15 protein-coding genes are annotated in these 14,328 nt (G+C 66.1%); 11 read left to right on the top strand and 4 right to left on the bottom strand.

All coding sequences use genetic code 11. From position 1 onward, the window contains the following. Window positions 1-21: 21 nt before the first annotated feature. The 3 genes from serS to surE all read left to right on the top strand — a co-directional run bounded on the left by serS (window position 22) and on the right by surE (window position 2,675). Window positions 22-1,353, top strand: coding sequence for a serine--tRNA ligase (serS, locus tag UNPF46_RS17755; RefSeq protein WP_142250854.1), 1,332 nt, complete (start codon window positions 22-24; stop codon window positions 1,351-1,353). A 93-nt stretch (window positions 1,354-1,446) separates the two neighbouring features. After that, window positions 1,447-1,800 (top strand): hypothetical protein, encoded by a 354-nt coding sequence (locus tag UNPF46_RS17750; RefSeq protein ID WP_142250853.1) that lies wholly within the window; start codon window positions 1,447-1,449, stop codon window positions 1,798-1,800. Window positions 1,801-1,907: 107 nt separating this feature from the next. After that, window positions 1,908-2,675: a 5'/3'-nucleotidase SurE gene (gene surE, locus UNPF46_RS17745; RefSeq protein WP_100176155.1), complete on the top strand. Its 768-nt coding sequence runs from the start codon at window positions 1,908-1,910 to the stop codon at window positions 2,673-2,675. A gap of 19 nt (window positions 2,676-2,694) precedes the next feature. Here surE and UNPF46_RS17740 read toward each other — a convergent pair whose 3' ends face one another. Beyond that, window positions 2,695-3,066: a response regulator gene (locus UNPF46_RS17740; protein WP_100176156.1), complete on the bottom strand. Its 372-nt coding sequence runs from the start codon at window positions 3,064-3,066 to the stop codon at window positions 2,695-2,697. A gap of 229 nt (window positions 3,067-3,295) precedes the next feature. Here UNPF46_RS17740 and UNPF46_RS17735 point away from each other — a divergent pair, with 229 nt between their 5' ends. Together UNPF46_RS17735 and UNPF46_RS17730 are read left to right on the top strand one after the other, a co-directional pair. Next, complete coding sequence (locus UNPF46_RS17735) at window positions 3,296-3,946, top strand: protein-L-isoaspartate(D-aspartate) O-methyltransferase (protein WP_142250852.1); 651 nt, start codon at window positions 3,296-3,298, stop codon at window positions 3,944-3,946. Between the two features lie 109 nt (window positions 3,947-4,055). Beyond that, complete coding sequence (locus UNPF46_RS17730; protein WP_142250851.1) at window positions 4,056-5,447, top strand: LysM peptidoglycan-binding domain-containing M23 family metallopeptidase; 1,392 nt, start codon at window positions 4,056-4,058, stop codon at window positions 5,445-5,447. 169 nt (window positions 5,448-5,616) lie between these two features. On the opposite strand, the gene UNPF46_RS17725 is transcribed toward UNPF46_RS17730, so the two are convergent. Further along, window positions 5,617-6,609, bottom strand: a complete 993-nt coding sequence (locus tag UNPF46_RS17725) for an ATP-binding protein (RefSeq protein ID WP_142250850.1) — start codon at window positions 6,607-6,609, stop codon at window positions 5,617-5,619. Window positions 6,610-6,791: 182 nt separating this feature from the next. Here UNPF46_RS17725 and yajC point away from each other — a divergent pair, with 182 nt between their 5' ends. Genes yajC through UNPF46_RS17695 form a run of 6 tightly spaced genes read left to right on the top strand, consistent with a single transcriptional unit; the run spans window position 6,792 to window position 12,462 of the window. Further along, complete coding sequence (gene yajC, locus UNPF46_RS17720; protein WP_142250849.1) at window positions 6,792-7,178, top strand: preprotein translocase subunit YajC; 387 nt, start codon at window positions 6,792-6,794, stop codon at window positions 7,176-7,178. 47 nt (window positions 7,179-7,225) lie between these two features. Next, entirely contained in the window at window positions 7,226-8,827 is a 1,602-nt protein-coding gene (gene secD, locus UNPF46_RS17715; RefSeq protein ID WP_100174869.1) for a protein translocase subunit SecD, read from the top strand. Window positions 8,828-8,837: 10 nt separating this feature from the next. Next, window positions 8,838-9,857, top strand: a complete 1,020-nt coding sequence (secF, locus tag UNPF46_RS17710) for a protein translocase subunit SecF (RefSeq protein WP_100174868.1) — start codon at window positions 8,838-8,840, stop codon at window positions 9,855-9,857. A 60-nt stretch (window positions 9,858-9,917) separates the two neighbouring features. Then, window positions 9,918-10,301 carry an Mth938-like domain-containing protein gene (locus tag UNPF46_RS17705; RefSeq protein ID WP_142250848.1) on the top strand — a complete coding sequence of 128 codons (384 nt, stop codon included), beginning with the start codon at window positions 9,918-9,920 and terminating at the stop codon, window positions 10,299-10,301. Window positions 10,302-10,308: 7 nt separating this feature from the next. Continuing rightward, window positions 10,309-11,172 (top strand): phytoene/squalene synthase family protein, encoded by an 864-nt coding sequence (locus UNPF46_RS17700; RefSeq protein WP_142250847.1) that lies wholly within the window; start codon window positions 10,309-10,311, stop codon window positions 11,170-11,172. 45 nt (window positions 11,173-11,217) lie between these two features. Beyond that, on the top strand, window positions 11,218-12,462 hold the full coding sequence (locus UNPF46_RS17695) for a threonine ammonia-lyase (RefSeq protein WP_100174865.1): 1,245 nt from the start codon (window positions 11,218-11,220) through the stop codon (window positions 12,460-12,462). A 12-nt stretch (window positions 12,463-12,474) separates the two neighbouring features. On the opposite strand, the gene UNPF46_RS17690 is transcribed toward UNPF46_RS17695, so the two are convergent. Next, entirely contained in the window at window positions 12,475-13,653 is a 1,179-nt protein-coding gene (locus UNPF46_RS17690) for an aminotransferase class V-fold PLP-dependent enzyme (RefSeq protein WP_142250846.1), read from the bottom strand. Window positions 13,654-13,729: 76 nt separating this feature from the next. Beyond that, window positions 13,730-14,305 carry a CAP domain-containing protein gene (locus UNPF46_RS17685; RefSeq protein WP_142250845.1) on the bottom strand — a complete coding sequence of 192 codons (576 nt, stop codon included), beginning with the start codon at window positions 14,303-14,305 and terminating at the stop codon, window positions 13,730-13,732. Between the last annotated feature and the right edge of the window lie 23 nt (window positions 14,306-14,328).

Genomic DNA, 14,328 nt, shown 5'->3' with positions numbered 1-14,328 from the left:
GGCCATGACGGGAAGACAGCCATGCACGACATCAAATCGATCCGCGACAATCCGCAAGCCTTCGATGCCGGCCTCGCCCGGCGCGGCCTGAAGCCGATGGCGGCCTCGCTGCTTGCGATCGACGAGACGCGGCGCGCGGCGATCCTGGCGTCCGAGCAGGCGCAGGCGCGGCGCAATGCGGCCTCGAAGGAGATCGGCGACGCCAAGAAGGCCAAGGACGAGGCGCGCGCGGCCAAGCTGATGGCTGAAGTCGCCGAGCTCAAGACCACGATGCCTGAGCTCGAAGCGGCCGCGAAGGCCGCCGACGAGGAGCTGACCAAAGAGCTGTCCGCGATCCCGAACATTCCGCTCGACGAGGTGCCCGATGGTGTCGACGAGCACGGCAACGTGCAGCGCCATGTGTTCGGCAACAAGCGCAACTACGATTTCGCGCCGAAGCTGCATGACGATCTCGGTACGGCGCTGGGCTATATGGATTTCGAGGCGGCGGCAAAACTCTCCGGCGCGCGCTTCGTCGTGCTGAAGAAGGCGCTGGCGCGGCTCGAGCGCGCACTCGGACAGTTCATGCTCAATCTGCACGTCGACGAGCACGGCTATACCGAGATCAATCCGCCGCTGCTGGTGCGCAACGAGATCATGTTCGGCACCGGACAGCTGCCGAAATTCGAGGACGACCAGTTCTGGGCGATCAAGGGCGAGCTGCTTGCATCGCCCGATCAGGAACGGCTGAGAACAGAACGCCTCGGCCTGATCCCGACTGCCGAGGTCTCGCTCACCAATCTTGCGCGTGAATCCATCCTCGACGAGAAGCAGTTGCCGATGCGGCTCACGGCGCTGACGCCGTGCTTCCGCGCCGAGGCGGGCGCTGCGGGGCGCGACACGCGCGGCATGATCCGCCAGCATCAGTTCACCAAGGTCGAGCTGGTCTCCATCACGACTCCCGAGACCAGCAAGGACGAGCTGGAGCGGATGCTGTCCTGCGCCGAGCAGGTGCTGCAGCGGCTCGGTCTGCATTATCGCGTGATGACGCTCTGCGCAGGGGATATGGGCTTCTCGTCGCAAAAAACCTATGACATCGAGGTCTGGATGCCGGGCCAGGGCGAGGGCGGGGCGTTCCGCGAGATCTCGAGCTGCTCGGTCTGCGGTGACTTCCAGGCCCGCCGCATGGATGCGCGCTCGCGCGGCCCCGATGGCAAGCCGCGCTTCGTGCACACGCTGAATGGCTCCGGCACCGCGCTCGGCCGCGCGCTGATCGCCGTGATGGAGACCTATCAGCAGGAGGACGGCTCGATCGCGGTCCCCGACGTGCTGCAGCCCTATATGGGCGGCGTGAAGGTGATCGGGCGGGAGTAAATCCTGCTGCCTGCCTGAAACGCAAAAAACGTTTGGTTGCGAAGATCGGGCGGCCGGCTATCCTGCCGGCCCCGCAACGCGAACCCTCCGTTCATGGCCTTGCACCGCGACATCTTCTGGGTCGGCAGACAATGGGCGGTGACGGGGGCCGGCATTCAGGCCGTCGACCAGCGCCTGCGCGGCGTGCTCGACATCGAGATCGCGCGGCTCTGGGACGACGATCTCGTGCGGAGCCGGCGGGCCAAGCCCGGCGTGAATGCAGCAGACTTCGACAAGGCGCTGACGGTGGCGCGCGAACGCTTTCCGGAGTCGAATCCGCTCGTTGCGCAATTGGAGGCGCTCGGCGTGATCGGGGCGCCGGTCGTCAGTCCGGCCGTGCCGGCGATGAAGCTGCGCGCGGAGGGGCGGCTCGCGCGCTTCCTGCCGCAATGGCGCATCCGCCGGTAGAGAAAGCAGGCCAGGGAACCTGACCGACCCCGAAATCTGCCCGGTTTGCCTGATCGGCCGGAGCCGGATAAGACGGCTCAGATCCCCTTCAGGAATCGAATCTTCGCATGCGCATTCTCTGCACCAATGACGACGGCATCCACGCCCCCGGCCTCAAGGTGGTCGAGGAGATCGCGCGTGCGCTGTCCGACGATGTCTGGGTGGTGGCACCCGAGCTCGACCAATCCGGCGTGTCGCATTCGCTGTCGCTGAACGATCCCTTGCGCCTGCGCGAGGTCGGGCCGCGGCACTTTGCCGTGCGCGGCACGCCGACCGACTGCGTCATCATGGGGGCGCGCCACATCCTCGGGGCCAAGCTGCCGGACGTCGTGCTGTCCGGGGTCAACAAGGGCCGCAACGTCGCCGAGGACGTGGTCTATTCCGGTACCATCGCCGGCGCGCTGGAGGGCACCATTCTCGGCCTGCCGTCGTTCGCGCTGTCGCAGGAATTCAGCGTCGAGACCCGCGAGCGGCCGCCGTGGGATACCGCGCGCAAGCTCGGGCCCGACATCCTGCGCAAGGTGATCGCCGCAGGCATCCCGAAGGACACCGTCATCAACGTCAACTTCCCCTCCTGCGCGCCGGAGGAGGTGCTCGGCATCCGCGTCACCCGCCAGGGCAAGCGCAATCTCGGTTTCCTCAGGGTCGACGAGCGCAGGGACGGCCGGGGCAATCCCTATTTCTGGATCGGTTTCGAGCGCAGCGCGATGCTGGACACGCCGGCCGACGGCACCGATCTGGCCGCGCTGCGCGAGCGCTACGTCTCGGTGACGCCGCTCAGGCTCGACCGCACCAATGAAGCGTTTTCGGAAGAGCTCAGCGCGACGTTGAAGTAAGAAGATCTGGAAATAGCGTCTACTCGCCGCGCAGCGCGGCTTCGATGGTCCTGCCGAGCGCGTCGAGCTGAAACGGCTTTTGCAGCGCCGGCCGGTCGCGGTACTGCTCGGGCAGGCCGGAGGAGCCGTAGCCGGTGGCGAAGATGAAGGGGCGGCCCTTGGCCTTGATCACGTCGGCGACCGGCGAGATCACCTTGCCGTTGACGTTGACGTCGAGAATGGCGATGTCGAATTCGGTCGCCTGGGCGAGCCGCATGGCCTCGGTGATGTCGCCGGCCTCGGCTGCGACCTTGTAGCCGAGCTCTTCCAGCATGTCCGCGACCATCATCCTGATCATCACCTCGTCCTCGACGAGGAATACAGAGCGGCCGGAAAGCCCTGTCGCGGTCATAGTGGAGTCCTTGCCCTTTGCCAAAAACGTTCGCAGATAACACGAATCGACGCAATGCGCGTTTCGACGAACGGATGCCCGAAAATGGTCATCGCAGCTCGCCCGTGGCAAGCCAATTTGTGGTCAAATGCCCCGCGCGAAGGCTATCATGAGTTCCTGAGCAGGAACAGATTCTGCGTCCGGGCTTGATGATGTCCCACCGGGCCGGGCAAGACAGCGTAAGCAGGCGATGACCTCCCATCAGCACCCGCCGGAAAAGATGATGTTTCAGCTCACGCTGAGGCGTCGGGGCATCAGCGATCAGGCGGTGCTGCGAACCATGGAGGAGGTGCCGCGCGATCTCTTCGTTGACGAGGCCGATCGCGACGGTGCCTATCGGGACAGTGCGCTGCCGATCGCCTGCGGGCAGACCATCAGCCAGCCCTTCGTGGTCGCCTACATGACCGAGCAGCTTCAACTCCGGAAGCAGCATCGTGTGCTCGAGATCGGAACAGGTTCCGGCTATCAGGCGGCCGTGCTGTCGCGGCTCGCCGGCCAGGTCCTGACGGTCGAGCGCTATCGCAAGCTTGCCGATGCGGCACGTGCCAGGCTCGAAAAGCTCGACTGTCACAATGTCGAGGTGATGCTTGGCGACGGGCTTAACCTGCCGCCCAATATCGACCCGTTCGATCGCATCATCGTCACCGCCGCGATGGAGCAGATCCCCGAGAACCTGGTCGAGCGGCTCGAAGTCGGGGGTATCCTGATCGCGCCGGTCGGCCCGCATCAGGGCGTGCAGACGCTGGTCCGGCTGACCCGGACCGAAGGGGGGATCGAGCGCAGGGAACTCGTCGAGGTCCGGTTCGTGCCGGCACTGCCCGGCGTGGCGCGGGAGCTGTAGAATTCCGGATCGGCTGTGCCGCCAACATCTTATTGGGAGGGTTAAGCCGTTATTTACTCGACGCGTGTTTACTTAAAACACCAGTTCTGTTGCGTACGAGTGAGTAACCATGTCCGCTGTCGCCGAGTTGCTTTACTCGCGCCGCGTGCCGCAGGTCGCGGTGCTGGCGCTGATCTCCTTCAGCTTCGCAGGGTGCAGCGCCGACATGTCGTCGCGACTGTCCCAGTCGAACTTCTCCAATCCCTTCGCCTCTGACCAGACCGGTTCGGTACAGCAGGCACCGCCGCAGCAGCCGCGTGAGCTGCCGCAATATGCGCGGCCGCAGACGCAGCCCGGTTATTATCAGTCGCAGCCCTTGCCGCCGCCGGCGGTGTCCGCTCCGCAATCCTATCCCGTCGCGGGTGGTGGCGGCGTGTCCGGAGGCGGGCGCGGCGTCAGCTCCTACGCGCCCCCGGCGCAGCCGCATCTGGAGACCACGGCCACCGTGCCGCCGCGCTCCGTTGCCGCCGCCCAGCCGGCTGGCGGGACCAAGATCATCGTCGGCACCAGCGACACGCTCGACGTGCTCGCCAAGCGCTATCACGTCACGCCGCAGGCGATCCTCGCCGCCAACGGCTACAAGGGCCCGCGCGCGCTCTCGCCCGGCCAGCAGCTGATCATTCCGCATCCGGCCACAGCCGCTGCGCCCGCAGCAGCGCCGGCGCTGGCGCCGGTCGCGGCAGCTCCGGTTGCGAAGCCGGTTGCGGCCATGGCTGCTCCGTCGAGCACGCACTTCGTCAATCACGGCGACACGCTCGCCAGCATCGCGCGCAAGAATCATATCTCGTCGGCCGAGCTCGCCCGCGCCAACGGCCTTGATCCCTCGGCCAAGCTCAAGCTCGGTACCAAGCTGACCGTGCCCGGCGCCAAGACCGCCGCCGTCGCGGCGCCGGTTGCTGCGGCCCCCGTCGGGGCTGCTCCGGTTGCGGGGACGCTGCAGCCCGTTGCGGCTGCGCCCGCGCCAGCCACGAGGATGGCCGCCGCCGCGCCCGTGCAGAGCGCGCGCCTCGCTCAGGCCACCGCCAATGTCGAAGAGAAACCCACTGAGGCTCCCGCGAAAGCCGCGGAGACCACCAGCGCGCTTCCGACCTTCCGCTGGCCAGTCCGCGGCAAGGTGGTCACCAGCTACGGCGCCAAGACCAACGGCAAGTCCAATGACGGCATCAATCTCGCGGTGCCCGAGGGAACGCCGGTCAAGGCGGCCGAAGACGGCGTCGTCGCCTATTCCGGCAACGAGCTGAAGGGTTACGGCAATCTGGTCCTGGTTCGGCACTCCAACGGCTACGTCACCGCATATGCCCATGCGAGTGAGCTGTTGGTGAAGCGCGGCGATACCATCAAGCGCGGTCAGGTCATTGCCAAGTCGGGTCAATCCGGGGAGGTGGCGTCGCCGCAGCTCCACTTCGAGATCCGCAAGGGATCGAGCCCGGTTGACCCGCTTCAATTCCTGAACGGGGCGTGAGGGGCAGGCGCAGAGTAGCGCTCGCAATCACCACAGGCACACTGTCGTCGCCCGGCTCGATCGGGCGACCCAGTACGCCGCGGCCTCTCGATCGATAACAATCATCTCTGGAATACTGGATCGCACGCTTTCTCGGGCGATGACAGTTTGGGTGCGGAGACAGCTCCCGTTACTTCGCCGTCAGCTTCACGCCCAGTCGTCCCGCCAGCTCCTGCACGAACTGCCAGGCGACGCGGCCCGAGCGTGAGCCGCGGGTGGTCGACCATTCCAGCGCCTCGCGCTCCAGCGCCTCGTCGTCGATCTCAACGCCGAAATGGCTGCAATAGCCGCGCACCATGGCGAGATATTCGTCCTGGCTGCAGCGGTGGAAGCCCAGCCACAGGCCGAAGCGATCCGACAGCGAGACCTTTTCCTCGACGGCTTCGCCGGGGTTGATCGCGGTCGAGCGCTCGTTCTCGATCATGTCGCGCGCCAGCAGATGGCGACGGTTCGACGTGGCGTAGAGGACGACGTTCTCGGGCCGGCCCTCGATGCCGCCTTCGAGCACGGCCTTGAGCGACTTGTAGGACGCGTCGTTGCCATCGAAGGAGAGGTCGTCGATGAACACGATGAAGTGGAAGCTGGAGTCGCGCAGCTTCTCCATCAGCAACGGCAGCGTTTCGATGTCCTCGCGGTGGATCTCGATCAGCTTCAGCCTGTCGGCGGCCTTGCGGTCGGCATTGATGCGGGCATGCGCGGCCTTCACGAGCGACGACTTGCCCATGCCGCGCGCGCCCCAGAGCAGGGCGTTGTTGGCCGGCAGGCCATTGGCGAAGCGCTCGGTGTTCTCCATCAGGATGTCGCGCATGCGGTCGACGCCCTTGAGCAGGAACAGCTCGACGCGGCTGACCCGCGGCACCGCCGAGAGGCGGCCGTCCGGGTGCCAGACATAGGCATCGGCCCGTTCGAACGACTCGCGTTCAACCGCTGGCTTGCCCTGGGCGGCGAGGTGCGCCGCGATGGTCTCCAGCGCGCGGACGAGGCGCTCCTGCGAGAGGTCCGGGGCGGTCTTGAGGGCTGCCGTGACGGCCCCCTTGGGGCGTTTTGCCGCGACGCGAGCGGGCTTTCTGGCAGGGGTGCGGGGGCCTTTGCCGGCCGGGCTTTTGCTAAGGTTTTTGGGCATGTCCGAAGTTCCTGAGAATGCAGCCTTATCGGGCCTGACGGTGCGCCGCAAGGTGGCCAAATCGCCGGTCTGGCAGCGTTGCAATTGGGGCAATGGCCGCTATAGTCCGCGCGAATTTGACCGAGCCGGTCGCCTTTGAGGGCCTGACCGGCTTTCCCCCCGTTCTCTCGAGGATCGTCCGAATGTTCATTACCCCTGCGTATGCCCAGGCTGCGGGCGCCGGTGACACCAACAGCATGTTGATGTCGCTGCTGCCGTTCGCCCTGATCTTCGTGATCATGTACTTCCTGATTCTGCGTCCGCAGCAGAAGAAGGTGAAGGATCACGCCGACCTCGTGAAGAACATCCGTCGCGGCGACACCGTCGTGACCTCCGGCGGCCTCGTCGGCAAGGTCACCAAGGTCGTCGACGACGACCAGATCGAGTTCGAGATTTCCGACGGTGTGCGGGTGCGGCAGATGCGCCAGATGATCTCGGGCGTGCGCGCCAAGGGCGAGCCGGCGAAGGAATCCAAGGATAGCAAGGAAGCCGCCAAGGAAAGTGCCAAGGACGACGCCGCCTCGAAGTGAGCGCGTCCGCGAGCATCTCAAGTCTCCCCATCTGACAGGTCCAGTCGATGTTGTATTTCACGCGGTGGAAGGCGCTCGGGATCATCCTGACGGCGCTGATCGTGTGCCTCTGCGCGGTCCCGAACTTCTTCCCCGAGGCGCAGGTCAAGACCTGGCCGGCCTGGGCGCAGCGGCGGCTCGTGCTCGGCCTCGACCTCCAGGGCGGCTCCTATCTGCTGCTCGAGGTCGATTCCAACTACGTGAAGAAGGAGCGGCTCGACCAGGTCCGCGACGACGTGCGCCGCGCCCTGCGCGATGCCAAGATCGGCTTCACCGGCGGCGTGGTCGTCCGAAATGACGCGGCCGAAGTTCGCATCACCAAGGAGACCGACGTTCAGGCTGCGCTCGCCAAGCTGCGCGAACTGTCCCAGCCGCTGGGCGGCCTGATGGGATCCAGCGGTCAGCGCGATCTCGAGGTGAGCGAGGCCGGCGGCGTGATCCGCCTGACCGTTCCGCAGGCCGCGATGCTCGACCGCATGCGCAAGACCATCGAGCAGTCGATCCAGATCGTCGAGCGCCGTGTCAACGAGCTCGGCACCGTCGAGCCCGTGATCCAGCGCCAGGGCAACGATCGCATCCTGGTGCAGGTCCCGGGTCTTCAGGATCCGACCCGCCTGAAGAAGCTGCTCGGCGAGACCGCGAAGATGGAATTCCGCATGGTCGACACGACCGTGTCGCCGGACCAGGCGCAAGCGGGCAGGTTGCCGCCGGACTCCGAATTGCTGATGAGCGCGTCGCCGCCGCCGACGCCTTATGTGGTCAAGAAGCAGGTGCTGGTTGCCGGCGGCGATCTGATCGACGCCCAGGCGACCTTCGACCAGCGTACGAGTGAGCCGGTCGTCAGCTTCAAGTTCAATACGTCGGGCGCGCGCAAGTTCGCGCAGGCCACGCAAGAGAATGTCGGGCTGCCCTTCGCGATCGTGCTCGACAACAAGGTGATCTCCGCGCCCAGGATCAACGAGCCCATCACGGGCGGGCAGGGACAGATTTCCGGCAGCTTCACGGTCCAGTCCGCCAACGATCTCGCAATCCTGATGCGCGCCGGCGCACTGCCGGCGCCGCTGACCGTGGTCGAGGAGCGCACCGTCGGTCCGGGCCTCGGCCAGGACTCGATCGAGAAGGGCGAACTGGCGGCCTATGTCGGCTCGATCCTCGTCATCGTCTTCATGCTGCTGACCTACCGGCTGTTCGGGGTGTTCGCCAATATCGCTGTGGCCATCAACGTCGCCATGATCTTCGGCCTGTTGTCGCTGCTCAACGCCACGCTGACGCTGCCCGGCATCGCCGGCATCGTGCTCACCGTCGGCATCGCGGTGGACTCCAACGTGCTGATCTACGAGCGCATCCGCGAGGAGCTGCGCGGCGGCCGCAACGCGATCTCCGCGATCGACGCCGGATTCAAGCGGGCGCTGGCGACCATCCTCGATTCCAACATTACGACCTTCATTGCCGCCGCGGTGCTGTTCTACATCGGCACCGGCCCGGTGCGCGGCTTTGCCGTGACGCTCGGCATCGGCATCATCACCACGGTGTTCACCGCCTTCACCATGACCCGGCTGATCGTGGCCTGGTGGGTACGGTGGAAGCGGCCGCAGAGCGTGCCGATCTAGGAGCCTGATCGTGACTCACACCGTTCTCATCGGGCTCGGCGTCCTCATCGCCATTCTCACCGTGGTCGCGGCCCTTGGCCTGTTGCCGTCGTTGCGCATCGTTCCTGACGATACGCATTTCGACTTCACGCGCTTCCGCCGCATCAGCTTCCCGATCTCGGCAGCGCTGTCGATCGTCGCGATCACGCTGTTCTTCACCCACGGCCTGAACCTCGGTATCGACTTCAAGGGCGGCACGCTGCTGGAGGTGCGGGCCAAGTCCGGCGCCGCCGACATCGCGGCGATGCGCACGACGCTGGAGGGCTTGCGGCTCGGCGAAATCCAGCTACAGCAGTTCGGCGGCCCCGAGAACGTCCTGATCCGGGTTGCCGAGCAGCCCGGCGGCGACAAGGCGCAGCAGGACGCCGTACAGAAGGTCCGCACCGCGCTCGGTGATTCCATTGAGTACCGCCGCGTCGAGGTGCTCGGTCCGCGCGTCGCCGGCGAGCTCTTGGCCTACGGCATGCTCGGCCTGATGCTCGCGATCGTCTCGATCCTGATCTATCTCTGGTTCCGATTCGAATGGCAGTTCGCGCTGGGCGCCATGATCGCCAACGTGCACGACATCGTGCTGACGATCGGCTTCATGTCGATTAGCCAGGTCGATTTCGACCTGACCAGTATCGCGGCGCTTTTGACCATTCTGGGCTATTCGCTCAACGACACCGTCGTCATCTACGACCGTATCCGCGAAATGCTGCGTCGCTACAAGAAGATGCCGATGCCGCAGCTGCTCAACGAGTCCATCAATTCGACGCTGTCGCGCTCGATCATCACCCATTTCACGGTGACGCTGGCTCTGCTGGCGCTGCTCCTGTTCGGTGGTCACGCCATCCACAGCTTCACCGCGGTGATGATGTTCGGCGTGGTGCTGGTCGGTACCTATACCTCGATCTTCATCGCGGCGCCGATCCTGATCTATCTCGGCGTCGGCGAGCACCGCGAGGATGCGAAGGACGAGGCTGCGCCGGCGAAGAAAAGCAAGGCATGATCCGAACCGGATGCCCTCGCAGGCGTTTGCGAGGGCGGTAGGCTCATTCGGGCGAGGCATATGGCCGGCGATCCCAACGCACCGCATTTCCCGCGCTCGGCGCCGATCGAGGCCTATGGCAAGGGCGGCTTTGCCTTCGCCGGCATGTCGCACCGGGGCTCGCTGCTGTGCCTGCCCGAGGCGATCTGGGCCTGGGACGTGACGGATCCCGCGAAGATCGACCGCTATTCGCTGGACCGGGTGTTCGCAGCCGCGGGCGGCATCGACACGCTCCTGATCGGCACCGGGACCGGGCTCTGGCTGCCGCCGCCGGAGCTGCGCCAGGCGCTCAAAGCGGTGAGGGTGGTGCTGGACACGATGCAGACCGGCCCCGCGGTGCGCACCTACAACATCATGATCGGTGAACGGCGGCGGGTCGCGGCTGCACTGATCGCGGTGCCCTGAACAGCACATGAGCAGTGCCGCGCCGCCGCCGGACAACGTTTCCTTCTGCGCCGATCTCGTGCGCAGCCACGACTTCCCGCGCTATGCCGCGACCCTGTTCGCGCCCGCCGCCGAGCGCCGAGCGCTGCTGGCGCTCTACGCCTTCAATGTCGAGATCGTCCGCGTCCGCGACCAGGTGAGCCAGCCCTTGCCCGGCGAGATCCGCTTTCAATGGTGGACCGATCTGTTCTCGGGCCTCGTCCACGGCAGTGCCGAGGGCAATCCGGTCGCGGCCGAGCTCTTGCGCGCGATCCGCGATTTCGACCTGCCGGTCGAGCCGCTGGCGCTGCTCGTCGACGAGCACCAGTTCGATCTCTACAACGACCCGATGCCGACGACGGCGGCGCTGGAAGGCTATCTGGCCGCGACCTCATCGGCGCTGTTCGGTCTTGCCGCGCAGGTTTTGGCGCCGTCATCGGAAGCGGTCGAGCATCTCGCCCGCCATGCCGGGCTGGCGCAGGGCATCGTGCAGATCATCACGAACCTGCCGCGCGATGCATCGCACCGGCAGCTCTTCCTGCCGCAGCAGGTCCTGGCGAGCCATGGCTGCGAAATGGAGGATGTGTTTGCCGGCAGGGACACGGCAAACCTGCGTGCCGTGCTGGAGCAGCTCACGGGGGAGGCGCAGCAGCATTTGACCGCGGCCTTGTCGCTGCTGGCGGAGGTGCCGGCAGCGGTGCATCCGGCGTTCCTGCCGCTGAGCCAGGTCAGGGCCGATCTGAAGCGCCTGTCGCAGCCCGGCCGCAATCCGTTCGCGCCGCAGCCGACGTCGCGGCTGCGCACGCTCTGGACGCTGTGGCGGGCTTCACGTTCCCGGGAATTTACCAAATAGCGGCTGGCTTATCGCCTCGAACCGCCGGATGCTCTATGCTGTCCTATGACTGAGTTGTCCCAAACCACATCGCCGGACCTGAGCGGCTTTCCGGTCGCGCCAAGCGACATTCAGGCCGCGGCCGACACCATCCGCGGGGCCGTCGTCGAGACGCCCTGCAGCTACAGTCGCACGCTGAGCGGCATCTGCGGCTGCGAGATCTGGCTGAAATTCGAGAACCTCCAGTTCACCTCGTCCTTCAAGGAGCGCGGCGCACTCAACCGCCTGACCGCGCTGACGGCCGAGGAGCGTGCGCGCGGCGTCATCGCCATGTCCGCCGGCAACCACGCGCAGGGCGTTGCCTATCACGCCAAGCGGCTCGGTATTCCCGCCACCATCGTGATGCCGGTCGGCACGCCGATGGTGAAGGTCGAGAACACCAGGCATCACGGCGCGGAAGTGGTCGTCACCGGCGCGACGCTGGAGGAGGCGGCCGCGTTCGCGCGCAGCCACGGCGAAGCGAGGGGCATGATCTTCGTCCACCCCTACGACGATCCGCTCGTGATCGCAGGGCAGGGCACCGTCGGGCTGGAGATGATGAGAGCGGTGCCGGAACTCGATACGCTGGTCGTCCCGATCGGAGGCGGCGGCCTGATCAGCGGCATCGCCATCGCGGCGAAAGCGATCAAGCCGTCGCTGCGGATTTTGGGCGTCGAGGCCTGGCTCTATCCCTCGATGTACAACGCCATCCATGACGGCAATCTGCCGGCGCGCGGCGATACGCTCGCGGAAGGCATCGCGGTCAAATCGCCCGGCAAGATCACCACGGAGATCGTCCGCCGCCTCGTCGACGACATTGCGCTCGTCAACGAAGCCGAGCTCGAGCGCGCCGTCGCGACCCTGATCTCGATCGAGAAGACGGTGGTGGAGGGCGCCGGCGCCGCCGGCCTCGCCGCGCTGATGTCCGATCCGACCCGCTTCGCCGGGCATAAGGTCGGTCTCGTCCTGAGCGGCGGCAATATCGATACGCGGCTGATCGCATCCGTCCTCACGCGCGAGCTCGCGCGCGAAGGGCGCTTGACCCAGCTATCGCTCGATATCCCCGACAGGCCCGGACAACTGGCCGCGGTGGCCGCGCTGCTCGCCGAGGCCGGTGCCAACATCATCGAGGTCTCGCACCAGCGGACCTTTTCCGAGCTGCCGGCCAAGGCGACGCTGCTGCAGCTCGTCATCGAGACCCGCGATGCCGCTCATCTCGACGAGGTGATGGCCAGGCTCAGCGCATCCGGATTGAGCGCCCGCTGCACCTGAGCGGCGCGCAGTCTACCGCCGCGCCAAACCCGCCAGATGCGCGATCAGCCGGTCGATCTCGGCTTCCGTGTTGTAATAATGCGGTGATGCCCGCACGACATGCGGCAACGCGCGAAGCTCGGCATCGATGCGCGTGCTCGACGGATCGGATGCGCCGATCGTGATGCCGGCTGCAGCGGCGCTGGCGACAATGGTGTCCGCCTCGTGCCCGTACATCGTGAAGCTGACGATGGCTCCGGGGGCGCGTCCGAGATCGCGAATGGTGACGCCGGAAAGGGTCGCAAGGCCATTGCGAAGCCGGCCGGCAAGCATACGGCAGCGCTGTTCGATCGGAGCGATGCCGATATCGAGCGCGTAGTCGACAGCCGCGCCCAACCCGAGCCGGGCCGCGTAATTGTTCTCCCAGGTCTCGAAGCGGCGGGCATCGTCGCGTAGCCGATATTCATCGCGTGAGACCCATGGCGCGGCGAAGTGATCGATCATCGGCGGTTCGAGCCGTTGCAGCAGCGCCCGGCGGACGTAGAGAAAGCCCGTGCCGCGCGGGCCGCGCAGGAATTTGCGTCCCGTGGCCGACAGCATGTCGCAGCCGATGGCCTCGACGTCGACCGCCATCTGGCCGACCGCCTGGCAGGCGTCGAGCAGATAGGGAATACCGTGCGCCCGCGCGATCTTGCCGATCGCCGCGGCCGGATTGACCAGCCCGCCATTGGTCGGAACCCAGGTGATCGCGATCAGTTTCACCCGTTCGTCGATCATCCGCTCGAGCGCGTCGACGTCGAGCTCGCCGCTGGCATCGCTCCGCACCACGTCGATGACGGCGCCCGTGCGCTTGGCGACCTGAAGAAAGGCGACATAGTTGGCGGCGTATTCGGCCTCGGCGGTCAGGATCCGGTCGCCCTTGCGAAACTGAAGCGAATAGAACGCCATCTGCCAGGCGACCGTCGCGTTCTCCACCAGCGCGATCTCGTCGGGTGCTGCATTGAGCAGGCGTGCCACCGAACCGTAGACCGCGTCGAGCCGATCGGACTCGCGGTCGGCGGCGGCATAGCCGCCGATTTCTGTCTCGAGGTCGATGTGTCCCTTCATCGCCGTGACGACAGGCGCAGGCATCAGGGCCGCGCCCGCGTTGTGGAGGTATACAAGCCGGGAGGCGGCTGGCGTGTCGGCGCGCACTCGGTCGAGGTCGATCACTCACGCCTCCGCTTGTTGCGATCTCGTGCATGGATTAGGCGCGTTGCCAAGCGCAAGCAAGATGGGCTCGCGCGCTTCAGATGCAGAGGCCGAGCAGCCTGACGTGACAATTGCTGGGCTTCGGCTTGCTCGCGGGCGTCGCCTCGCGTTTCACGGCAACGAGGGGCTCCTTGTCCTTTTTCTTGCCCTTGCCCTTCGGCTCGTAATCGCCCGCGATCACCATGGCCCAATAGGTGCGCTTGCCGCTGGCGTTCTTGGCGCTGGCGATGCCGACGCGGGAGGCGTTGTGCAGCAACAGGTTCTTGCGGTGCCCGGACGAGTCGATCCACTGTCCCAGCGTCTTCTCGAAATTGTCGTAACCGTAGGCGATGTTCTCGGCGGCGCGGCCGGCGCCGGCCGGCGCGACGCGGCGGTTGAAGGGGCCGAGCGCATCGTGACTGAGGTCGTCCTTCGCCGCCATCGCGCGGGCCTGGTCCATGGCGATGCGGTCGAGGGTTGAATCGCGGACGACGCGGACTTCGCCGTGCTTGAGGCGGAAGCTCGAGATCAGCTCGGCCGGTGAGTCCGCCATCGCGGCTGTGGCGTTCAGCAGCAGAAGGCCGGCGATCATTGCGCCAATCCCACCACGCGTCATTATCCACTGCCTGCGCATGACTCCACCGCCCCCAATTCTCC

Source organism: Bradyrhizobium sp. UNPF46 (assembly GCF_006658625.1).
GTDB lineage: Bacteria > Pseudomonadota > Alphaproteobacteria > Rhizobiales > Xanthobacteraceae > Bradyrhizobium > Bradyrhizobium nitroreducens.
The sequence above is the reverse complement of the archived record's forward strand: the minus strand, read 5'-3'. Positions and strand labels throughout refer to the sequence as shown.